Origin of the sequence: Streptomyces sp. NRRL F-5755 (assembly GCF_001279365.1) — a bacterium.
Classification (GTDB): domain Bacteria; phylum Actinomycetota; class Actinomycetes; order Streptomycetales; family Streptomycetaceae; genus Streptomyces; species Streptomyces rimosus.
Map to the genome: position 1 here is coordinate 1 of NZ_LGCW01000008.1, position 22091 is coordinate 22091.

General features: G+C 68.8%; 22 protein-coding genes. 12 read left to right on the forward strand and 10 right to left on the reverse strand.

What is annotated here, in order from left to right:
- The 4 genes from ADK86_RS02030 to ADK86_RS02045 form a co-directional block, all read right to left on the reverse strand.
- A partial coding sequence (locus ADK86_RS02030) for a DUF4232 domain-containing protein (protein WP_053694969.1) occupies nt 1-693 on the reverse strand: 693 nt, incomplete at its 3' end.
- Between the two features lie 158 nt (nt 694-851).
- Nucleotides 852-2096 carry an epoxide hydrolase family protein gene (locus ADK86_RS02035; RefSeq protein WP_234345646.1) on the reverse strand — a complete coding sequence of 415 codons (1245 nt, stop codon included), beginning with the start codon at nt 2094-2096 and terminating at the stop codon, nt 852-854.
- A 60-nt stretch (nt 2097-2156) separates the two neighbouring features.
- Nucleotides 2157-3047, reverse strand: coding sequence for an AraC family transcriptional regulator (locus ADK86_RS02040; RefSeq protein WP_053694970.1), 891 nt, complete (start codon nt 3045-3047; stop codon nt 2157-2159).
- A gap of 169 nt (nt 3048-3216) precedes the next feature.
- The gene (locus ADK86_RS02045) at nt 3217-4446 is read right to left on the reverse strand and encodes an MFS transporter (protein WP_053694971.1); all 1230 of its coding nucleotides are present in this window, start codon (nt 4444-4446) and stop codon (nt 3217-3219) included.
- Nucleotides 4447-4790: 344 nt separating this feature from the next.
- Here ADK86_RS02045 and ADK86_RS02050 point away from each other — a divergent pair, with 344 nt between their 5' ends.
- Entirely contained in the window at nt 4791-5240 is a 450-nt protein-coding gene (locus ADK86_RS02050) for a winged helix-turn-helix transcriptional regulator (RefSeq protein ID WP_053694972.1), read from the forward strand.
- Between the two features lie 432 nt (nt 5241-5672).
- On the opposite strand, the gene ADK86_RS02055 is transcribed toward ADK86_RS02050, so the two are convergent.
- Nucleotides 5673-6215, reverse strand: coding sequence for an Lrp/AsnC family transcriptional regulator (locus ADK86_RS02055; protein ID WP_267888778.1), 543 nt, complete (start codon nt 6213-6215; stop codon nt 5673-5675).
- Between the two features lie 73 nt (nt 6216-6288).
- Between ADK86_RS02055 and ADK86_RS02060 the strand changes: the two genes are divergently transcribed.
- The gene (locus tag ADK86_RS02060; protein ID WP_053694973.1) at nt 6289-7317 is read left to right on the forward strand and encodes a DMT family transporter; all 1029 of its coding nucleotides are present in this window, start codon (nt 6289-6291) and stop codon (nt 7315-7317) included.
- 330 nt (nt 7318-7647) lie between these two features.
- Nucleotides 7648-8637, forward strand: a complete 990-nt coding sequence (locus tag ADK86_RS02065; RefSeq protein WP_053694974.1) for a phospholipase — start codon at nt 7648-7650, stop codon at nt 8635-8637.
- Between the two features lie 132 nt (nt 8638-8769).
- Here ADK86_RS02065 and ADK86_RS42930 read toward each other — a convergent pair whose 3' ends face one another.
- Nucleotides 8770-9183 (reverse strand): hypothetical protein, encoded by a 414-nt coding sequence (locus ADK86_RS42930; RefSeq protein ID WP_159393753.1) that lies wholly within the window; start codon nt 9181-9183, stop codon nt 8770-8772.
- Between the two features lie 107 nt (nt 9184-9290).
- Entirely contained in the window at nt 9291-9983 is a 693-nt protein-coding gene (locus ADK86_RS42935; RefSeq protein WP_159393754.1) for a hypothetical protein, read from the reverse strand.
- 365 nt (nt 9984-10348) lie between these two features.
- Here ADK86_RS42935 and ADK86_RS42940 point away from each other — a divergent pair, with 365 nt between their 5' ends.
- Nucleotides 10349-10570, forward strand: a complete 222-nt coding sequence (locus tag ADK86_RS42940) for a DUF7489 domain-containing protein (RefSeq protein ID WP_063788918.1) — start codon at nt 10349-10351, stop codon at nt 10568-10570.
- Nucleotides 10571-10651: 81 nt separating this feature from the next.
- Here ADK86_RS42940 and ADK86_RS02085 read toward each other — a convergent pair whose 3' ends face one another.
- On the reverse strand, nt 10652-11104 hold the full coding sequence (locus tag ADK86_RS02085) for a hypothetical protein (RefSeq protein WP_053694978.1): 453 nt from the start codon (nt 11102-11104) through the stop codon (nt 10652-10654).
- A gap of 636 nt (nt 11105-11740) precedes the next feature.
- Between ADK86_RS02085 and ADK86_RS02090 the strand changes: the two genes are divergently transcribed.
- Nucleotides 11741-12106, forward strand: a complete 366-nt coding sequence (locus tag ADK86_RS02090) for a hypothetical protein (protein ID WP_053694979.1) — start codon at nt 11741-11743, stop codon at nt 12104-12106.
- Nucleotides 12107-12179: 73 nt separating this feature from the next.
- Here the strand turns inward: ADK86_RS02090 and ADK86_RS02095 are convergent, their stop codons facing one another.
- Complete coding sequence (locus ADK86_RS02095; protein ID WP_199834329.1) at nt 12180-13004, reverse strand: lipase family protein; 825 nt, start codon at nt 13002-13004, stop codon at nt 12180-12182.
- A gap of 621 nt (nt 13005-13625) precedes the next feature.
- Here ADK86_RS02095 and ADK86_RS02100 point away from each other — a divergent pair.
- The 6 genes from ADK86_RS02100 (at nt 13626) to ADK86_RS02130 (ending at nt 20387) form a co-directional block, all read left to right on the forward strand.
- A complete protein-coding gene (locus tag ADK86_RS02100; RefSeq protein WP_234345647.1) occupies nt 13626-14078 on the forward strand; it encodes a hypothetical protein in 453 nt (150 codons plus the stop codon).
- On the forward strand, nt 14066-14692 hold the full coding sequence (locus tag ADK86_RS02105) for a hypothetical protein (RefSeq protein ID WP_234345648.1): 627 nt from the start codon (nt 14066-14068) through the stop codon (nt 14690-14692). Before ADK86_RS02100 ends, ADK86_RS02105 begins: the two co-directional genes overlap by 13 nt.
- A gap of 1132 nt (nt 14693-15824) precedes the next feature.
- Entirely contained in the window at nt 15825-16610 is a 786-nt protein-coding gene (locus tag ADK86_RS02110; protein WP_234345649.1) for a hypothetical protein, read from the forward strand.
- Nucleotides 16611-16753: 143 nt separating this feature from the next.
- Nucleotides 16754-17347 (forward strand): hypothetical protein, encoded by a 594-nt coding sequence (locus ADK86_RS02115; protein WP_053694982.1) that lies wholly within the window; start codon nt 16754-16756, stop codon nt 17345-17347.
- Nucleotides 17348-17899: 552 nt separating this feature from the next.
- Nucleotides 17900-18844, forward strand: a complete 945-nt coding sequence (locus ADK86_RS02125; RefSeq protein ID WP_053694984.1) for a C45 family autoproteolytic acyltransferase/hydolase — start codon at nt 17900-17902, stop codon at nt 18842-18844.
- A 250-nt stretch (nt 18845-19094) separates the two neighbouring features.
- Entirely contained in the window at nt 19095-20387 is a 1293-nt protein-coding gene (locus ADK86_RS02130) for a flavin monoamine oxidase family protein (protein WP_053694998.1), read from the forward strand.
- A gap of 103 nt (nt 20388-20490) precedes the next feature.
- On the opposite strand, the gene ADK86_RS02135 is transcribed toward ADK86_RS02130, so the two are convergent.
- Complete coding sequence (locus ADK86_RS02135; protein WP_053694985.1) at nt 20491-21162, reverse strand: TetR/AcrR family transcriptional regulator; 672 nt, start codon at nt 21160-21162, stop codon at nt 20491-20493.
- Nucleotides 21163-21260: 98 nt separating this feature from the next.
- Here ADK86_RS02135 and ADK86_RS02140 point away from each other — a divergent pair, with 98 nt between their 5' ends.
- Nucleotides 21261-22091: a phytanoyl-CoA dioxygenase family protein gene (locus tag ADK86_RS02140; protein WP_053694986.1), complete on the forward strand. Its 831-nt coding sequence runs from the start codon at nt 21261-21263 to the stop codon at nt 22089-22091.

Here is a 22091-nt window from a genome sequence, read left to right on the forward strand (position 1 = left end):
GTGGACGAGCGGGCCCCAGGGCCACTTCAGCGTCAGGGCGGTGGTCTCGTTGGGCGGGGTGACGGCCACGGTCCGCGGCTTCCAGGAGCCTTCCTCGTTTTCCTTGGCCATGCCGAGGTTGAGGGTGAAGTCGGTGCTGTCGCCGGGGCTCAGGGTGATCGAGCCGTGCTTGGCGGAGGAGCGGGTGAGCGACCAGCTGGGGCCGCCGGCGTCCGGCCGGAGGTCCACTCCGGCGAAGCCGCCGATGGTGCAGGTGCGGCTGCTCTTGTTGGTCAGCATGATGCTGGTGGTCGTCCCGCCGCTCGCGTTCGGGTCGGGGGCCGCGTCCTCGCCGGTGGCGAAGGCCGCCTTGAGGTCCGAGGTGTGGCAGCGCTGACCGCCGGAGCCTCCGGCCTTGCTGCCGCCTCCGGCGCCCGGGCGGGCCGACTTCTCGCCCGCGGCCCCCGGGACTCCCGTCTTGGTCCCGACCTGGCCGTCGGCCTTGCTGCCGGAGTCCTGTCCTGCGGCGGAGGAGTCCCCGCCACCGGGATCCGCGTCGGCCACCCCCGTATCCGGCCGGTCCGCGGCCTTCGTACCGGCGGCATCCGACCCGGAGCAGGCGGTCAGGGCCAGCCCCGCGGCCGCGGTCAGAGCCGCGGCGGCGATACGGAACGTACGGTGCCGGGCAGTACGGACGGTGGCGCTGGAGCCCATTTCGGATCCCCCCGGGACGGTTGGTGTCGTTGTCTGCTCGATACGTCGTTCACTTTGTCCGGGGCCGCTAGCGCGAGGACGCCGCTCCGCCAACGTCCGGCCAACACCCGTACAACCCCCCGAGGGCGTGCGCCGACGGCCCAGGGCTGTCGGAGCCGTCACCGCGCGAGACCGTCGGTGCGGTGACGCGCGTGCTGGAACGCGGCCCGGATCTCGGTGACCAGCAGGTCCGGCTGTTCCAGGCCGGGGAAGTGGCCGCCGCGGTCCATCTCGTGCCACGAGCGGAGGTCGCGATAGCGGCGCTCGGCCCAGCGCCGGGCGGTCGGCCACGGCTCGGCGGGGAACAGTGAGCAGGCGGTGGGTGTCGTCACCGGCTGCGCGTTCTCCTCTTCGGCGCTGCGGGGCACCCAGCGCATGGTCTCCCAGTACCAGCGGGCGCTGGAGGCGCCGGTCCCGGTCAGCCAGTACAGGGCGATGTTCTCCACTTGTTGTGTCAGGCTCACCCCGCCACCTGCCTCCGGCCGGGTGTCGGCATAGGCGGCGAACTTCTCGCCGAGCCACGCCGCCAGGCCGGCGGGGGAGTCGAGCAGGGAGTAGCCGAGCGTCTGCGGACGCGTAGCCATGATCATCCCGAAGCCGTAGCCGTCCGCGAGATGGGTGTCGCGCCGCTCCAGCATGCGCCGCTCCGCCGGGTCCGGCGCGTCCCGGTCCTCGGGCAGGGGAGAGGCGAGCGGCATCGTCAGGTGCAGTCCGGCGACGCGCTCGGGCACCTGGCGCGCCAGTTCGGTGCTGACGTACGCGCCCCAGTCCCCACCGTGCGCGCCGAACCGCTCGTAGCCCAGCGCGGTCATCAACGCGGCCCAGGCCCGCGCCGTACGGGCGGGCTGCCAGCCGCGCTCGCGCGGACGCTCGCTGAATCCGAATCCGGGCAGCGCCGGTACGACCACATGGAAGGCATCGGCGGCCGAACCGCCGTGACTGACGGGATCGGTGAGCGGCCCGAGGACGCTCTCGAATTCGAGTACGGAGCCCGGCCAGCCGTGGGTCAGCACCAAGGGAAGCGCCGTGGGCTCGGGCGAGCGTACCTGCCAGAAAGCGATGTTCAGGCCGTCGATGCGGGCGCGGTAATGAGGGATCGCGTTCCAGCGGGCTTCCGTGGCCCGCCAGTCGTGCCGGCGCCAGGTGTCCAGCAATGTCCTCAGCCGGTCGAGTTCGATGCCCTGTGTCGCGTCCGGCACTGTTTCGCGCTCGGGGAGCCGAATCTTGTCGAGACGGGACCGCAGGAGGGTCAGTTCGCGGTCGGGGATGCGGATGGGGTAGGGCTCGATGCGTTCGTCCGGCTCGGCCTGTCCGATCTGCTTGACCTGCTCGTTTATGGGTGGTGTCGCCGTGTTTTCAGACATGAGCGAAACCCTAGGTACGGGTCACCGCCCGGGCCCATGGCCGAGATTGTCGCGAAGAGGTCAGGAATTGCGGTACGCGGAGGGGCGGGTGCCGGTGTGGCGCGCGAACGCCGTCGACAGGGTGCCGGGATCGGCGAATCCGCAGAGCGGCGCGATCCGGGCAACCGTGAGGTCGGTGTCCCGCAGCAGGCGTTTCGCCTCTTCGATGCGCAGGTGAACGAGATACCGGTGCGGCGTTTCTCCCGTGGCCCGGCGGAATACGCGTACGAGGTGGAAGACGCTCAGATGCACCTCGTCCGCGATGTCGGCCAGCGTGAGCGGTTCGGCCAGCCGGTCACGCATCAGCGCGATCGCCGCGTGTACGCGTGCGTCCTCCCGCGCGGGCACCTGTCGGCCCGGGGCCCGGGAGTGACGGGTGAGCAGGTGTACGGCGAGGAAGGCGGCCGAGGCTTCGGCGTACAGGTCCCCGGTCTCCTCCGCCGATCCGACGGCGCGGACGGCCTCCACCAGAAGCGGGTCCCCGGCGGCCACGGAGGCCGCCATGGCTTCGTAGTCCACCGTACGGCCGCCCAATTGCTCCGCGGCCCGTTCGACGGTGCCGCGCGGGATGTGCACCTGCACACTGCGCAGCGGCCCGTCCCCGCGATAGCGCCGGAGGACGGCCCGGTCGGGAACCCCCAGTTCGAGCCGGCCCGGCGCCCAGACGTGGCGGTGCCACCGACTCCCGGCCCGCGTCTCCATCTCGGCCCGGCCCCCCACGGGCAGCACCAGGTGGAGGTCCGCCGCGGCCGGCAACTCCATCTCGTCGACCACCGGGACGTGGTGGAACCGCTGGGCGAGCAACGACTGCCAGCCGGCGTCCTCCCAGCTGCAATGCGTCCGCCGGACGTACGCGTCCATGTCGAATCCGGCGTAGGGCTGGAGATCGAAATGAGCGGAATCGAACACCATGGGCCGAGAGTAATGGAGGGGGCGGAGCTGCTGAACGGGCGGTGGGGTAGTGGGCGGCGGGGTGGCGGGGTGGCGGATCGGGTCGCTCGCCGTCCGCGGTACGAGGCGAGGTGGCTGGGGCCGTGGTACGAGGCGAGGTCGCTGGGGCCGTACGAGGCCCAAGCGCAGCTCATCCCTCTGCGCGTACAGCCCCCGTCCCCTCAGTCCCCAAGTCGCCGCCAGGCAGCACCCCCACACGCCGGGTCGTTGCCCACAGAAGCAGGGCGGCGAGGCTGAACGAGGCCCCGAGGGCCGTCACGGCCGGCCAGCCCGCCGTCGCGTAGGCGAGGGAGGAGCCGAGGGCGCCGAGGCTGCTGCCCGCCGAGTAGAAGACCATGTAGCCGCCGATGATCCTGCTGCCCGCGTCGGGCCGGACGGCGTGGATCAAGGTCTGGTTGGTGACGTGGACGGCCTGTACGGCGAAGTCCAGCAGGACGGCGCCGAACGCCGGCGCCCACAGTGATTGCCCGGTCAGGGCGATCGGGAGCCAGGACAGCACCAGCATGGCGAGTCCGACACCGGTCGTACGCTGGGCGAGCCCCCGGTCGTTCCAGCGCCCGGCCACTCCGGCGGCGACGGCCCCGGCCGCCCCGGCGAGTCCGAACGCGCCGATCGCGGTGTGCGACAGCGACCACGGTGGATTGCTCAGGGGCTGCGCCATGCCGCTCCACAGCGTGCTGAAGGCCGCGAACACCAGCAGGGCGAGCGCGCCCCGGGCCCGGAGCAGCGGATGGCGGGCGAACAGGGTGACGGTCGAGGCCACCAGCCGTCCGTACGATGCCACGCGCACCTTGGCGGAGGGCGCGCCCGGGGGCAGACCGTGACGTACCCGAACCCGGGGCAGAGCACGACGTACCAGCAAGGCCAGTACGGCGATGACGCCCGCGGCCACCAGGTAGACCGCCCGCCAGCCTGCGAGGTCGGCGAGGGCGCCGGCGGCGGCGCGGGCCAGCAGAATTCCGGTGACGATGCCGCCGGTGACCGTACCGACGGCTCGGCCGCGCCGGGCGGGCGGTGTCAGGGCCGCCGCCGCCGCAACCATCGTCTGGGCGACCACGGCGAGCAGCCCGACCACGGCGAGCGCGCCGAGCAGCGCCGCCACGCCCGGCGCCAGCCCGGCGGCCAGCAGCGCGAGTGCCAGCAGCCCGAGCTGACCGGTGATCAGCCGCCGGTGGCCGAGCAGGTCGCCGAGCGGTACGAGCATCAACAGGCCGACGGCGTAGCCCAGTTGCGTCACGGTGACGATCGCGCCGAGCAGCCCGGAGCCGAGCGCGAACCGCTCGCCGAGAGTCACCAGCAGGGGCTGGGCGAAGTAGACGGTGGCGACGGAGCTGCCGCAAGCGAGGGCGAGCAGGGGCACGAGCCGGGTGGGTGGAGACGCGTCCGGCGGTAATGCCGTGGCCTGCGCCTCGGAACTGCCGGTTCCACTGCACCTGTTACCGCCGGTGCCACCGCGCCCACTACTGCCGGTCCCGCTGTGTCCGCCGCCCGTGTCGGAGCGCTGGATCGCCATATCGACACACCTCTCGCTCGTACCGTTCGTTCTGCTCGTGCGCACGGTTGCAACTTGCTACCGGCGCGACAGTAGCCGTGCGGGGTAGCATGTTGCAACCAGCCTTGGAGGCCCGCGGAGTTGATCCCTGAAGAGGGCCGGTGAAGGGCCGGGACATCGGAAGAGAGAATTGGAAGAGGGAGGAGCCGCACATGGTCGCCCGCACCCGTTTCGACGCCGACCCGTGCCCCGTTGCCCGGTCGGTGAACGCCATTGGCGATTGGTGGTCACTGCTGATCGTGCGGGACGCCTTCGACGGCAGCCGCCGCTTCGGAGAGTTCCAGCGCAGCCTCGGCATCGCCAAGAACATCCTGGCGGCACGGCTGCGCGCGCTGGAGAAGGCCGGGGTACTGCGCAACGTGCCTGCTTCGGACGGCGGGTCCCACCGCGCGTACGTCCTCACCGACAAGGGCCGCGCCTTGTTCCCGGTGATCGTCGCCCTGCGCCAGTGGGGCGAGGACCAGTGCTTCACTCCCGGCGAGGACCACTCCCGCCTACTGGACAGCCGGACCAACAGCCCGCTGCCTCGTCTGGAGATCCGGGCGGCGGACGGACGGCTCGTAGAGCCGGAGGACACGGTCGTGGAGAAGGTGGAGGAGTAGGAGAGCGCTGAGGAGCAGACCTCGGCGGGGCCCGGAGCCAGGAGGCGAGCCTGAGTGCCCGAGCTGCGCTGCGAAGCGGTCCGTTGGGTGGATGGCGCACCGTTTCCCGGCATCGTCGAGGTGCAGTTCGTTGACGCTGCGGGACAACGCTGGTCCCTGATCGACAAGAGCCCGGTCTTCGCGCGATGCGTCGAGCTGGCCCGCCCCGGATTCGCTCTACCCGGTGGAGGTCACAGTGCCATGCGTGATTCAGGGCGACGCCGAGGCCGTGACGGTCTCCACCTCGCCGGACGGGGTCACGACGCCGGACGGACGGGACACCTTCACCGTAAGCCGGAGTCTGCTCATCCTGTGAGCGAGCGGTTATGGAGCCGGGGGCGAGCAGGCCGAGTAATGCGAGCCGCTAGCGCCACCCCGTACAGCAGCCCACGCTCAGCGATGGCGACGCGCATGCCTCTTCTGCTCGGAGCCGGAGCCGGGGCCGGGGCCGGGACCGGGACCGGAACCCGAATCGGAACCGGCCGGCTCGATGACCCGTGACTGGACGTGCTCGTACGCCAGCGTCGTCTGTACGTCCGCCACCTCGCGCCGTTCCGTGAGCCGGTCGATGACGAAGGCGTACACGCCGTTCACGTCCGGCACCGCGATGTGCAGGAGGAAGTCGAAGGCGCCGGAGGTGACGAACATGGCGATCACCTCCGGCAGCTGCTGCGCCCATTCCCGGAACCCCTCGATCATGGGCCGGGCCGGGGGACGGATCCGTACCGAGATGAGCGCCTGCACGGGCCGCCCGACCGCTTCCAGGTCGAGCGCGGCGTGATAGCCCGTGATCAGACCACGGTCCCGCAGCAGCCGAACCCGTTCCAGCGAGGTCGACGGTGAGACGCCCGTCTTCGCGGCCAGGTCCCGGTTCGTCTGCCGTGCATCGTTCTGCAGTTCCCGCAGGAGAGCCATGTCCACCGCATCAAGTTCCACGTTCTTCCTCTTCTCCCGTACAAGGTGCGCTGACAATCCCAGCTGGGCGAACCAATACCTAGCCTATGGCGCCATGAGGCAACAAAGGCACGAACTCTCCAGCGGCGCCGGACTGATCCTCGGCGCCGCGCTCCTGTGGGGCACCGTCGGCCCCGCGCAAACCCTGGCCGGCGCTCCCATGAACCCCGCCGCCCTCGGAGGCTGGCGGCTGCTGGTCGGCGGTGCGGTACTGGCCGTTCTCGCCCGCCGCCACCTGCGGGCCCTGCTCCCCGCGATACGACAGGGCCTGGCCCGCCCCCTGCTCATCTGCGCCGCGGCCACCGGCGTCTTCCAGGCCGCCTTTCTCTACTCGACGGCGCGCACGGGCGCCGCGCTGGCCACCGTCGTCGCCCTGGGCGCCGCTCCCGTCGCCACCGGCCTGATCGCCCGGTCCGTCAACGGCGAACGCCTCACCCGGACATGGTCGATCTCGACCACCGCCGCTGTGACCGGCTGCGCCCTGCTGCTGGCGCCCACCGGTGCGGGCGTGGATGCCCTCGGCCTGCTGGCCGCCTTGATTTCGGGCATCTGTTACGGCCTGTATGCGGTGTACGCGAAGCAGATGACCACCGAGCACCCCGACGTACACCTGCCGACCGTGTCCGCCCTCTCACTCCTGCTGGGCGCGATTCCGCTGATGCCCTGGATGGCCACCGACACCGTCGCGCTCGGGCGGCCCGCCACGCTGGGGCTGATCGCCTGGCTGGGCCTGGCCACCACCGCCCTGGCGTACTGGCTGTTCTCCGCCGGGATCCCCTCCACCAGCGCGGCGACCGTGGGCACTCTCAGCCTTGCCGAACCCCTCGCGGCGTCCATCCTCGGCGTCTTCGTCCTGCACGAGCACCTCACGCCCACCGCCCTCCTCGGCAGCCTGCTGCTCATGGGCGGACTGGCCGCGGCCTGCATTCCCGCCGTCCGCACGCGGTCCGCGGCGGAACCCAGGGAACCTCAACTGCCACCGGCCTTGGAGGCCATCAGTACGGCCAGTACAGCGGGTACAGCCAGGGCAGCGGACAGTACGGGGCATATCGGTGAGGCCGATCACGGCCGGCTGGCGCGCTGATCCACTCCGTAACCGGTGGCCCGGCTGGTCGACCAGCCGGGCGGCTCAGGCCACGTACGGCAAGCACCTGGTCCGCATCGGCAGCCACCTGCCATCTGCCACCTGCCATCTGCCACCAGCCATCTGCCACCAGCCACCTGCCACCCGCGCCGCAACGCAGCCGCCCGTTGCGTTCAACAGATATGGTCAGCCATCTCTCATATCGCCACAAGGGCACCGTGGGTAGCCCTTCGTACCGGCAGTTGGCCCGTTTGCTTCTATCACATGTCACCGTGCAGTTGGTGAGATCGGCTGTCCGCTTCAGGACACCGACATGAAGGAGTACCTTCCTTGACCACTCACCTTCGCCATGTCACCGGCCCGCGGAGGGTACTGGCGCTGTTGACGGCCCTGTGCGGGATCATCGGTGTCACCGCGCTCGGTACCACCCCGGCGGCAGCAGCCGACCAGCGCCAGGCGATCTACGCCATCGCGCACCGGGTCGACACCCTGGATGGCGTGGACGCCGCGCTCAACCACGGCGCCAACGGCATCGAGATCGACGTCTGCGCCTGGTGGAACCCGAACGAATGGCGCGCCTACCACGACTGCTCCTCGGCCGGTGAGAACCGCCGGGGCCCCAGCTTCGACAGCATGATCGACCGCATCCTCTCCAACGCCAACGCGGGGCGCCGGCTGTCGCTGGTCTGGCTGGACATCAAGGACCCGAACTACTGCGGAGAAGCCCCGAACCGTACGTGCAGCGTCGCCGGACTGCGCGACAAGGCGCAGCGGCTGACGGCTGCCGGAATCCAGGTGCTCTACGGATTCTTCGAGTACCACGGCGGCAACACGCCCGGTGTCGGCGGCCGGGGCTGGCAGAGCCTGGCGGGCAAACTCGGCAAGCTGGAGGGCATCACCACGACCGGCTCCCGCGACCAGGTGCGCAGCGCCTACAACCGGTTCGGTTCCGGGTTCCCGAACGGCCGCCGGGTGATGGACTACGGCGACAACAAGATCTCCAACGGGTTCGGCAACTGCACGGAAGCCGGCTGGAACACGTGCGCGGAACTCAAGAAGGGCGCCGCGGACCGCGCCGCAGGCCAGCTCGCGGCCACGCTGTCCTGGACGACCACCTACAACGACCCGTGGTACGTCGACAAACTGCTGGGCGACGCGCGCGTGGACGGCATCATCGCGGGTTACGCCAACTCCACCGGAGAGCGCGAGTACGACAACAGCTGGCAGTGCGCCAACGCCATCAACGCCATCCGCGACTGGGTGAACCGCCACAGCGGCACCCACCGCATGGCCAACAGCGGTGACCGTCTGTTCAAGTAATGGACAGGGTCGGGCCGGAGGCATACCACCTTCGCGCCCTCTCAAGCCGTCGGCCGGGGGACCGGCCGACGGCTTTTCCTTGCGGTGGCCTGGGTCGGCGCGATCCTTTGGCCTCCGGGCCGGACAGGTCAGTCAGCTGCGTACGTTCATATCGATGCAGGCGTAGAACGCGTTGTCGGTGTCGGGACGGGTGGTTGCGGCCGGACAGCCCGGCCAGGTGCTCCCGCACGTCGGGGCGGACCGCTTCTTCATGACGGACAGCGACTGGCAGGAGACGATTCTGGATCTTATGATCCGCGCCTGTCTTATCGTCATAGCAGTGGGCAGCGGCGATGCCGTTCTGTGGGAATTGGCCACAGCACTCCGGCATTTGACCTCTCCGCATCGGCTGATCCCCGACTCCGGTGACGACAGCAGGCCGAAAGCCCCTGCCACGGTGGTCAGCGCGTTGCCGACGGCCAGCACCACCTTTGCGGCCGTCGGCACCGTGCGCCGGTCGGGCGCGCCCGCCACGCCTACCACCAGCGGAGCCGTGCTGGCGGTCACCAGGCCCGTGACCGTCAGGCGTACGCCACCTGACCGACCATCCTGCCTCCGGCCGGGGACGCACCGGTCGCCGACGTGGACGAATCTCGGCTTGCTTGAGGGAGGACTCAAGTAAGACCCGCATATGTCACTGTTCGCCCCGGGCCCAACGCACCGGCAACCCGATGAGCCAACTCCTCACCCCTGCGTTCCAATTCGATACGTTGAGCGGCATGCCTTTCTTCGTCGCGATCCGCCACGTACCGATTCATCTCGGCGTCGAAGTCGCCGGCCCAGGTGTACAGGTCGGCCACCAGATCGTCAGGCAGGTTGAGGCCCGCTGCCGGGTCATCCGGCATGAAGTCACCGAACTCCTCCGCACGGAAGGGACCCCATCGGTACTCGGCCATCATGGTTATGCGAAGGGGATGCGGTGGATTGCCATGTGAATCCAGAGTCCAGTGCAGGCGTGCGCACCCCCAGCACACGAACTTCGCCGTGCCATGCCGAGCGTCCCAGTAGCGCACGACCCACGCCGGCCCCAGGTGCTGCGCCACGGATTGGGCAAGTTCGCGGCCGGTGCTGACGTGTTTGCGCATCCGGGCCTTGGCGGCGGGCCCTTCCAGCGGAAGAGCGGCGTTCCACGAAAGGAGGTCGTGCACCAAGTTTTGGGGGAGTCCCAGGTCGGGATCTCCCGCCAGCAGGCAGACCGTGAAATCGTCCGGGGCATTGGCATGAGATCCCTCGGTCGAGGTGTACAGGGGGAAGCCATCTCCTCGTGCCCGCACCAGAAGATGACGAGGCGCCTCTTGCTCGCTCATGCCGGATATGCTCCTACGATGTAAGCGTGATCGCCCACCATTTTGGTGAACACGGGCTGGTGGGTGGACGGTTCGTTTCCCACACCCTCCATGGCTAACGGCCTTCCCTTAGCTCAAAGCTTTTGTGAGGCGCCGATTATCTCAAGGCCGAGGAGGCGGCCCTTCCGGTCGCAATCCGAAACGCTGCCTCCCCGGCCGTGCGACGGTGATACGAAGGCTGGCTACGGAGACCAGCCTGACCACCGCTCCTGGCTCGACCGGATCGACGGCGTCCAGGTGCGGCACCCTGGCATGACATATGTCATCCCCAAGATACGACGTACGGCTCTGCAGGTCCGGCTGCCGATCCTTTTAGGCTCCGTAGCATGTTCAAATCTCACAAAGTCGGACGAGACGATTCCTGGGAAGGCGTCATCGTCAATAAGTCCCGAGGAATGCTCGACGGCTCGAACATGTACAACTTCGTCGAGGTCCGTATCGCCGACGACGAATCCGTGAAGGTCCGGATCAGTCGTCGGCTCTGGAAGTCGATCGCGGTCGGCGATCGAATTGTCAAGCGGCCGGGCGCCGACCCGGTCAAGGAGTAGACCTCCGCTGCATGCCATATGCCGCGACGGCCGATCAGGCCGGTTCTGGGATGAACCCCGGACCGGTGCTACAGCCTGACGCTAGCGGATACTGCGGGCCAGCCAAGGCGTGAGACCAGGGACAGTGATCAGTTCCTTGTATGTCTCGTCGCCGGGCAGCGGTACGACAAGCCATTGGCCCGGAGGAAACAGTCGGGTCTTGACGAAGGCAAGCCCGCCATACACGGACTTGAGAAATGCGGGAACGGCGTCGCGGGGAATGTCGTGGAAATCCACACCGTCCACGGTGATCTGCGCGTCGTCTTCGGGAAAGAGCCGTACGCTCACCAGCGGCGATCCCGCCAGCTCCACGAATGCCTCGTGCGGCAGCGAGCCGTCGGGGTCGAGCACCGTGAAGGGCGCGGCCGCCGTACGACGCGACGTCCGGTCCGCGCCGATGTCGTCGGTGACGGACATCGTCAGCTCGAATTCCTCTGCGATGCCGCGTATCGCGGCGACTGCCGCTTCGGTGGTCGGCAGGTGCGTGTTGTTCATACCCCTGATCATGCTTGATGCTGGCGGGTGCGGGCAGGGTGCCGACGGGCAGCGGTGGCGCTGGTCCGCTTCTCGCCACCGGACCGCAGGGCGAGTTCCCGGCGCAGGTAAGGCCCAAGGGACGCCGCTACTTTGGCCAGTCAGCCTTCGCACATGGGATTGCCGAGGTTGGCCGCCGTGACAGTGACGCCTGTGGACAAGACGGCCATCAGGTCGGCGATGGCGACGCACACGGAGCGCATGGGGATGTTGGGTGGAGCTCTCGGGTGGGGCGGGTGCGAAGATCTGCTGCGAGTCCGTAGACCCATAACCCGTGGACCCGGCTGTACGGAAATGCGGTGGAGCTCGTGCGAAGGGTTTGCGCCTGGTCCCTGCCGGAAGTGCAGGCACACATTCCCCGGGCCTTCGGTAGGCAGCCCAAGACGATCGTCGACTGCAAGGCCGACGGAATCTTCCACCCCGCTCAGCCAGCCGCGAGGCCCGGAGACACGAACCGCAAAAGTTGAGGGGTGATCAGTTCCAGGCCCGCCTGAGCCAGAGCTCACGCGTCACCTTCCTGGTCCTGGACGACGGAGGAGGCAACGGAAGAGAGTCGAGATGCTGCAACTCGTGGGCCATACGTAGTCAGGTAAACCGGTGCGAGACAGCAAGCTATTACCGCTTCTGCGCCTCTGCGACTCCCTCACCGATTACCTGGGCAGCTTCGGCGCCATGCTCGCCCTCGCCCGCCGCGCCCGCGAAGGCGGTACGTACCGCGTCCAGGTCTCCCTCTGCCAGTCCGCGGTGCTCGTCCAGCGACAGGGGCTGATCAGCGGCTTCGAGGGCGCGGCCGGTCGACTCGACCCCGAGGAGTTCGAACGTTACGCGGTGGCCGACGACGCCACCGCGTACGGCGACCTCAAGAGCCTCGGCCCGGTCATCCGCATGTCCGGGACGCCGCCCCACTGGTCGAGGACGACCCCGCGCCTGGGCAGTTCGAGGCCGGAGTGGATTCCGCGCTGATTCCGGAAGGGCACGCATGAGAGGGTGCCGTGGCCGTCTGCGGTCAGCTGGTGAAATGGTGCTGGTCAGCCGGTCAGGTGAGGTTGCCTTCGATGGCGGCGATGTAGCGCTTGACGGAGTGGTCGCGGACGCCGTCCGAGGCGGGGGCGAAGGGGTCCGCGGTCAGTCCTTTGGCGCGGTCCGTGAGGCCGCCCAGCATGCTCATCGATTCATGGATCTTGCCGGCGGAGTCGATGTACCTCAGGCTTTCGACGTGGGTGAAGGCGGGCTCGGGTGGCATCTGCGGCACGATGTCATTGTTGTTGACGAAGCGGAACACACGGCCCTTCAAGCCCTTGTTGTAGGCGTCGGCCAGGACGCGGTCGCAGGTGCGGGGCTGTCCGTAGGTGTAGATGCCGTCCGCCTGCAGTTTCGGCTCCTCCAGGTACATACGCGCCCCGGCGAGCATCGCCAGGGCGCCGCCGAGGCTGTGGCCGGTGAACCACACCGTCTGGTTGTTGGTGCGCAGTTCGGCCAGGGCGTCCTTGAGGCTCGGGAAGATCGCCTGGAGAGCTTCGGCGAAGCCGTAGTGGACGTATCCGGTCTTGGCGGGGCCGGGCCACGGGGGAGTGGTGGTGTCCGAGAGCCAGTCGCGGATCTGCGCCGGTTCCGTGCCGCGGAAGGCAGTGATGATCATGTGGTCGCCGGCGGCGGTGTACGCCTGGGTGTCCTCCAGAGGGAACGGTGGGGTGAACCGCGTCTGGTGGTGGCGCACCTGGTCGAAGCCCCAGTCGCGTACCTGGGATTCGATGGTGGCCTCGTCCTTGTAGGCCAGGTCGGACGCCCGGGCCAGCCAGTAGGCCAACGGGAGGCTGTAGCCGCTGGTGGAACGGTGGTCGATGGCGGGCGGTGCGCTCACGGGGACGGTCCTTTCGCTCGGTTCGACGGCCGTGCCGCACACCGGTGCCTTGTTGTGGCGCGCGTTTTGTCGTGCCGTTCACGTGATCTCTGCGCAGTGCTCCGTGATCTGACGCATTGTTCCCTCTTTTGGGGGTATGCCGGGTGGTACGCCGGGGGCTGCGTAGCCGTGAGCTGCACCAGGGTGGTCGTGTCGCCCGTGTACGGGTCCGGCTGGAGGACAGCAGGCCAGCGACCGTCATCCCCGCGCGTGAGGCTGGGCTCGTACTGGCTCCGCCGATCGTGTGGGTGCCGGTGCAGGCTCAGCAGTAGGAGGACGGGTGATGGTGCATCGTGTCCGTAGGTTCGGCGCGCCGCCGCGGTCTGGATTTCGCGCGCTCCGTCAGTGGGGAGTCGGGGGTCTCGAACCGTAGGAGTCGCGGCGCTTGGTCCTCACCGCCGCCCCGTACGTCCACCAGCAGGTGTTCGCCACTCACCAGCTCGAAAACATCCCGTACCGCCTGCCCCGACGTGCCGGCCGCCACCGCCGTACCGCCCGCTGACCAACGCTTTGCAAGCGATACAGTCCCGGCGAGCCGATCGGAGCCGGGGGGAAAGATTGAACAGCTCAATCAGTCAGGTCGTGATCGCGATACCGGGTATGGGCGGGACGCTCGCAGCCGCCGTGACCACACAGCGTGGTGCCGACCGGGCCAGGACTTGCGAGCTGGAGCATACGAGGCAACTCCAGCGAGAAGAACGCGAATACGCCGCGCGTCAGGCTCAGGTGGAACAGCGGCGCACCTGTTATGCCGCTCTCAGTGCCGGTACCCGCGTCTTGGCCAACGTGTTGGCGAAAGTCCTGCACGACTTGGAGAAAGGCAGGCTGACCGAGGAACTGCGGTCGGACCTGGACCGGGCGTGCCGCGACCACCGCTTGCGGCACGCCGAGGCCCAGGTGATCCTTCCCGACGGCGTGGCCCACAAGCTGTGGGGCCCCCTATGGGCCATGCGTCGCGTCATGCGCGTTGACCTGGGCATTACGGCCCCCGAGCAGGACCAGCGCCAGAGGGAGGCGGACCGTTGCCCGGTCTGATGGAATTGGCGTACACCACGGCCGGCGGTGTGGTGGGCGCCGCTGTGACTGCCTACATCTCCAGGAACCACGAGCGTCGTCAACTTCGTTCCGCTGTGATGGAGCAGCTTCAACGCGTGTGGCTGGTCCGTGCCGGGGTGTGTGACATCGTGCCGCGCCGCACCGGACGCCCCGCCGCGTACATGGTGGGCGGTCAGCTGTCGGTCACAGGCGAGCTCGGGCTTTCGGCAGTGCTGGAGGACGGCGGCGATGCGGAGCGTACGCTGCGCGAAGCCGTCGCAGGTCTCGTGGTGGCGTCGCTCTCAGCCGGCATACCGCGCAGGGTTCTGGACTTCGCGGGCGGCGGTGAGGAGCGTGCGCTGCAGTGCGAGGTGATCCGGCTTGCCGACCAGCGTGTCGGCGGGGTACTGGGCGAGTCGCTCGAAGAGCTGATGACCGCATGTGCCGAGTACCGGGAGGCGACGGCCCAGCTCCTGCTCCAGGCGCTGTGGCACCCGTGGCAGATCAGGTGGCGCATGACCGCGCGCATTCGTGCACTCCGGACAGCGGTGGAGGCGCTGCATCGCAAGCAACAGGAAGCCATATCGCTCCTGGCCCGAGCATCGTCCTCCTGATAGCGGGGCATCTGGCGGTGGGCGTCCTGGGCGGCTACGAGGGCGTTAGCCGGGAGTTAGCGCGGTGGCAGCTGTGCGCCAGCGGTCCCGAACAGGGTGGGTGACATATCGAGGAATCTACGGCGCCAACTGTCCCGGGGATTCGAAATGAGCTCCACCGCCACCGTTCGTACTGCCGTCGCCGTACGTTCCGTATCGTCGCCGCGGCCCTGACCGCGACCGCGGGGCTGTCCCTGACCGCCTGCTCTCGGTCGGACGCCTCCGGTACGAAAGCCGCGGACGGGCCGGATGCAGGTGTGGCCGCCGCGGATCCGCCGGCGAAAACGCGGCCCCCGCCCCGAACGCCAGCGGCGGAACGACCATCAGCATCGTGCTGACCAGCTGCCGTGCCCGAACAATCGAAGCGAAGGGGCTGCGCACCCCGCGAGCGCCCATGGCCCCCCTAGGCGGAAATTGCGTAATGCGCTACGTAGATCACGCCCGAACGGCGCTGTGAGGCCGTCCTCGCAATTAGCGTCGACGTCGTAAATCAAGAACACCTCTGGGCGGGACCAGCTCAGAGCTTGAGGGTGAACAAGGAGGTGACGGCGGCGAGAGCTACCCCGAGGGGGCCTGACCGGTCACTCATTACGGGTGGCAGTGCCTGGTCGTGTACGAGGCGCAGGTGTGCGTATATCCGCATGCGTACTCGCGCGCACCATGTCTCATGCACGCCCTGAACACAACGAACGAACGCCAACCTGTTCCGCCCAGGGCACTTGGAATGCGAAAGGAATGCTGGATGAAGATTCGCCACGCTCTGACGGCCGCCGCGGCGGCCGCTGTGATAGCGCCCGCCGCCGTACTGGCTGCGCCCGCCGACGCATCCGCAACGGAGCCGGTGTCCGAGGCCGTTCACCGTACGCCGCCCCCTCCCGACTCACCCGGTGCCGCAACATCGTCGGAACGGTCGACGGATTCCGCGAAGAGCGGCGGCGGAATAGGTAACTCGGACGACTCGCGGCGCCCGGGCGAAGCCGCTGCCGCTGGCCCGGCTTACCAGAATCGCAACGAGGCCGACCGTACCGCCTTAGGGAAGTCACCCAAAGCCGCCGGGACCACTGAGAAGAGCACCGGCACAGGCGGTGCCACCGTGGGTGGCAAGGGCGCCGGTGATTCCGACGGTGCGGATCGGTCCTGCGCGTTCGAGTCCGACCAGTTGAAGGCGGCCGTCCATGGGCTGCCGCGCCAGCTGGCCGCGGGCGGCTCCTGGACACCCTTCACCATGACGCTCACCAATACCACCGGCAATCCCCTGTCCGAGGTCCAGCCCTTCCTGCTCGTGTCCTCCGCCGAAGATGTCGACCGGCCGTACTGGGAGCTGGAGACGGAATACCGCGACGCCAAGACGGGGAAGTGGATAACCTTCCACGACGCGGAGCCCAAGGACCTGTTCGGCTCCTTCACCATCGGTCCGCGCAGCGCCATCACGCTCCAACTGCGCACCCGCGCGGTCAAGAACGCCAAGCCCGGCGCCGGGTACGCGCTCGCCGCCGGCGACTACCGCAACGGCGACGGTTCCTGTGGTTCGGCCAAGGAAGCCTGGTACGACTTCACGATCCTCCCCGCGGGCGCGAAGCCGACACAGCCCCCGACCGGTAAGCCGGGCGGCGCCTCCGATCCCGGCCAGAGTGCCGCGTCCGGCGGCGATACGAAGGGTTCCGGTTCCACCGGTGGTCTCAGTGCGCAGGGCGGCACCCACCTTGCCGCGACCGGCTCCTCGTCCGCGCTCCCGGCGATCGCTCTCGCCGGCGGAGCCACGATGGCGGTCGGCGCGGGTACGGTCATCGGCGTACGCCGCCGGAAGGGATGGCGGGCACGGGCGCCTCGGGCATCACCGTGTAAGGCCGGTACGGGCGCCTCGGGCATCACCGCGTAAGGCCGGTACGGGCACCTCGGAAATCACCGCGTAAGCCCGACCAATTCCCCCAAGAACCTGATAACCCAAGGACCCACGGCCTCCGAACTCAATAGCATCGGAAAAGGGCTACGCGGGTCCGAAGAACCGGGAAAGAGATCTCTATGAAACTGCGCCGCGCCCTGTCGGTCTCGGCCGCGACGGCCACCCTGCTCCCCATGGCGATGGCCGCTGCGCCCGCCTCCCAGGCAGCCCCTGCCGCGGACCTGCCGCAGTGTTCCGACGTCGGGGATCCCAACGGCGGCGACGCCTTTGTGGGCCGCTCGTTCGGCGTACCCGACTCGGTCACTCTCGGTACGAACTGGACGACCTACACCGCCACGCTCACCAACGCCTCGGCGAAGGAAATGAAGTCGTTCGAACTCAGCGGCAAGGTGCTCAGTTACGTCTACAACGAGGGCGAGCGCGACCTGAGCCCGTACAGCGATCTGCAGTACTGGGACACCACGCAACGCGCCTGGAAGACGCTGAAGGATGCCGACGGAAAAGCCCGCGGCACCATACCCGGCCCGAAGACGCTGAAGCCCCGCGAGTCCGTCCACGTGAAACTGCGGTTCAGGGTGCACAAAGACTTGCCCATGGACCATGCGTACGACGCGTTCACCGGCATCACCGGCACCTTCGTCGACCGCTACAACGGCACGGACTGCACGGTCAGCGCCGATGCCGGCGGCAGCTTCTACCCCCGCGAGGGCTGAGACCCGCGGGCAGGGCTGCCGCGGAAGCGGCCCGACGGCGGCAGCACCCCCGCGCGTACTGATCACGAGGGATGTTGACACTCGCGCGGGTTGACCGTTGACGAAGACCTCCGCTGGGGTGAAGGCATTTATACTTCGCCACACTGGAGGTCTTCGTGTTTCACCGCAAGGCCCGGCCGGCCATTCTCGTAGATCCGCACACCGAGAATGCCTGCTCCTTCCCGACTCCGATATTCCTCCCGGACGACCGCGTGCCGACAGTGGATAGCCGCCGCCCGATCCGGATGAGGCGGAACGCCGACGCGCTCTACGGTTTCGAGGAATCGGCGGGATCGTCGAGGTGGGCCGGCCGGAGACGCCGTGACGCATGTCTGGCCGAGGGTTACGGCATGAGCACGGTCACCCACGTAGACATGATCGCCTACGTGGAATCGGCCGCACCCGCGTTCAGCGGCTCGGTCAGGCCCAGCACCGGCGACCACCTGGTGAATTACCCTCACAATTAGCTAAGTTGCGCTCGCCCGTCCGATTCTCATAGGGGGAGTGGCAGTCATGCGGCACCAGCACAAGACCTTCCGCGCGATCGAAGTCGGCGACGGCAGCGACGGGCGGTGGGCCGCCCACGCCCGGGCCCTGTGGCAGGACATGGAGGGCCTGCTGACCGAGGAGGGCCGGACTCCGGAGGGCGCGGACCGTGTTCGGGCGCTGTTCCGTGCGCATATGCCGGAACTGGTCCCGGTCCTGGACCGCCTGGCCGTCCAACTCGACCGGCCCGAGGCGAGAGCCTTCCTCACCCACGCGGCACTGCGGCCGTTCTCCCCGGCCTGCACCCAGATCGGCAGGAACGGCACTCTGCTGCGCAACTACGACTTCCCGCCCGATCAGTGCGAGGGCACCATCGTCTCCTCCTGCTTCCTGCGCCCCGTGATCGGGATGCAGGACGTGCTGTGGGGGTTGCTGGACGGGATGAACGACGCCGGTCTCGCGGTCTCGCTCACCTTTGGCGGACGTTCCGTATACGGACGTGGTTTCGCCATTCTCATCGTGGTGCGCTACCTGCTGGAGACGTGCGACACCGTCGACGAGGCGATCGTCAGGCTGCGGTCCCTGCCGGTCGCCGTCCCGCAGAACCTCACCCTTGTCGATGCCACGAAGGCGGTGACGGTGTTCGTGGGGCCGGACATGCCGCCGACGGCGGCGCCGGATGCCTGCGCTGCCAATCACCAGCACCTGCCGGTGACCGACGAGCAGGAGCGGGCCTCGCGGACGCAGGAGCGGCTGCGCGCCATTCGCGCCGCGGGTACGGACGTGGCGGCGATGCTGAAGCCGCCACTGTATCGATCCGTCGACGCGCAGGGGTCGGGAACGCTCTACACGGCCTGCTACCGCCCCGTCGAGGGACGTGTGACGTACTACTGGCCCGGTGAGTCCTGGCAACAGTCCTTCGCTGGCTTCGCACCTGGATCCCGGACTGTGACCTTGAACCGGGCCGGCTGAAAGGCGCGAAGGTCTCGCAGGAACGTGACTTCACCCGCCGCCAACAGGCCCTCCTGCGGCCGACCCTGCCAATGGCGCCCCGGCTCCCGCCCAAGCATGCTCTGCGCGAGCGCGTCCCGAGGCGTGAGTCCGGCAGGGCTGGGGCATCCGGTGCCGTAGCGGCATTTCTCGTAACGTGCGTTGTGTAAATTGGCACGGCTCGATACGGTGCCCCCATCCGCTGTACTCAGGACGGAGAGCCGTGATCAACATGTACGACGTCGCAGTGGTCGGAGCCGGCTTCGCCGGTGTGGTCGCAGCGCGCGATCTCAGCGCCGAGGGCTACTCGGTGGTGCTGTGTGAAGCGAGAGACAGGATCGGCGGCCGGACCTATACGGGCGAGGCGTTCGGCCGCTCGGTGGAGTTCGGTGGTGCGTACGCGCACTGGACCCAGCCGCACGTCTGGCGCGAACTGACGCGTTACGGTATCGGCTTGTCCGCGCCGATGGAGGCCGAGAAGGTCCACTGGCTCGCCGACGGCGCCGTGCATTCAGGTACGGCGGCCGAGTACGCGCGCCTCTGCGGCCCGCTGATCGCCCGTTACCTGCACGACGCGCGGGCCCGGTTCCCTCAGCCGTTCGACCTTGCCGCCGCCGACACCGGCGCGATCGAGAAGGAGACGCTGGGGGACCGGCTCGACGCGCTGAACCTGTCCACGTACGACCGGGACGTGCTCGACGGCATGCTGGCGTCGTTGGTCCACTCCTACAGCGAGCAGGGCATCGCCCAGTTCCTCCTGTGGGCCGCGACCACCTTCGGCGACTGGGGCGCGTTCCTCGAAACCGCCGGAGCCTGGCCCATCGCGGGCGGGACCAAGCGGCTGCTCGACGCCATCGCCGGTGAGTCGAAGGCCGAGTTGTGCCTGTCCACGCCGGTGACGGCGATCGAGGACGACGGGGCCGGGGTCACCGTGACCACCCGGGAGGGCGACCACGCGCGGGCGCGGTACGCCGTCGTCGCACTCCCGCTCAACACTCTGGGCGACGTGGCCATCACCCCTGCGGTGGCCCGGCCGGTGCGTACCATGATCGAGCAGAAGCACCCGGTGAAGGCGCTCAAGCTCTGGGTGCGGGTCCGGGGCGAGATAGCGCCCTTCGCCGCCGGGGCTCCGGTCGGCAAGCACCCCGTCAACGCCGCCAGGACGGAATACCGGCACAACGGGGACACCCTGGTCATGTGCTTCTGCTCCGACGCCTCGGCGATCGACGGCGATGACCTCGCGGCGGTGCAACGCGCCCTGCGGGCCTTCGTCCCCGGCATCGAAGTGGTCGACACCGCCTGCCACGACTGGGTCGCCGATCCGTTCTCACAGGGCGCCTGGGCGCATCACCGGCCGGGGAACCTCACCCAAGCCGCGCCCCTGATGCGAGAGCCCCACGGGCGCATCCGCTTCGCCGGTGGTGACATCGCGGCGATCGGCGTCGGCGGCATCGACGGCGCCATCGAGACCGGAGCCCAGGCGGCCCGGGGTATCGCTCGGGCTCTGGCCGGTGACGGCGCCTGACCGTGCCCGTTCGCGCGACGGGGCGGGCCGCCGGCGGGCCGCGGCCGACCGACGCCCGCCATTCGCCCCCCGTAAGGCGAATGGCGGGCACCAGGCCCGTCGCTTACGAGCCGGCCGCGCGGCGGGCGCCCGGAGGCGGGGCGATCAAGGTGATGGCGGCATCGAGGAGGGCCTGGACCCGGTCCGGTGTGAACCTCTTGGGCTCGATGGGGAACATCATCATCCAGCCGTCGCCGATGGCGCCGAGCTGGTCGGCGAGCAGGTCGGCGGGGATGTCGTCGCGGATGGTTCCCTGGGCCTGTCCGGCCGAGAGGAGCGAGGCCAGCGCGCTGCGGTGCCGGGCGTAGCGCCGCTCGATGACGGCGGCGAAGGCCGGTTCGTACCGTGCGTGGACGAGCAGCTGGGACATCACGGGCCAGAACTCGGGATCGTCCGTGGTGCGGAGCAGCCACCGTTCCAGGATCGCCCGGATGTCGGGCTGGTCCCGGCCGGCCGCGAGCATGGCGTCGAAGCCGTCGAACCGGCTCTCGGCCAACGCGGTGACCAGTTCCTCCTTGTTCGCGAAGTAGTACGTCACCGCTCCGGTCGTGCACCCCGCGCGGTGGGCCACCTTGCGCAGCGAGGTGTTGGTATAGCCCTCCTGCGCGATCACCGAGGCCGCCGCCTTCAGCAGCTCGGCCCGTTTCGCCGCGCGGTCGCCTGCCGGGCGGCCACGCCGCGCGGCAGGCCCGGTTCCGGCATCGTTGTTCGCTTGTCGGGTCGGGTTGTCGGACACCCTGTGATTCTGCCACACAATTAACGTAACAACTGTTGTGTAAAACGCTGAGGGCTCGTTACGGTGCTGCCACCACCTGACCTACGGGAGGAACACCCATGCAGGAGTCAGTGAGGGAAACATTTCGCAACGACGGCGCCGTCCTCATGAAGGACTGCCTCGACGCAGCGCAGTTGGCGCGGTGCCGGGAGGCGTACGACTGGGCCGTCGAACATCCCGGGCCCAACGCGTCGCAGATGTTCCACGGCACCGAGCAGCAGTCGCACGTCGACAACGCCAACCCGCTCGCCAAGCCGCGGCTGGACGCGATGGTCTCGTCGCTGCCGTTCGGCCGGCTGTTCGCCGAGCTGTGGGGTTCGCGGCACGTGTGGTATTTCGCCGAGGAGATATTCCTCAAGGCCGGCGGACGAGGCGCCCGCACGGCCTGGCATCAGGACACCGCGTACTTGCCCTGGGCCGGCGACCACTGGGCCAATGCGTGGATCAGCTTCCAGGTACTCCCGAAAGCGAACTCGCTGGAAATCATCCGCGGTTCCCGCCACGGCACCCAGTACGACGGGACCACCTTCGCCAACCCCGACGACCCGACCGAACCCCTCCACGGTGGCGGCGAACTGCCGCGCCTGCCGGACATCGACGCCGAACTCGCGCGCGACCCCGACGCCTATGACGTGCTTTCCTGGGCGACCGAGCCGGGCGATGTCGTTGTGCTGCATCCCCGGGCGCTGCATGGGGGCGCGCATGTCGATGCCGCGTGTCCGGAGCGCCACACGCTGGTTTTGCGTTTCTTCGGCGACGACGCGACGTTCCGTCCTCTCCCGGAGGAGAACAAGCACTTCGCGCGGAACGGTGTTCTCTTCGTCGAGGAGATGGCGAAGCTGAACGCGGGCGACCCGTTCCGCTCGCCCGTATTCCGTCAGCTCGTCTGA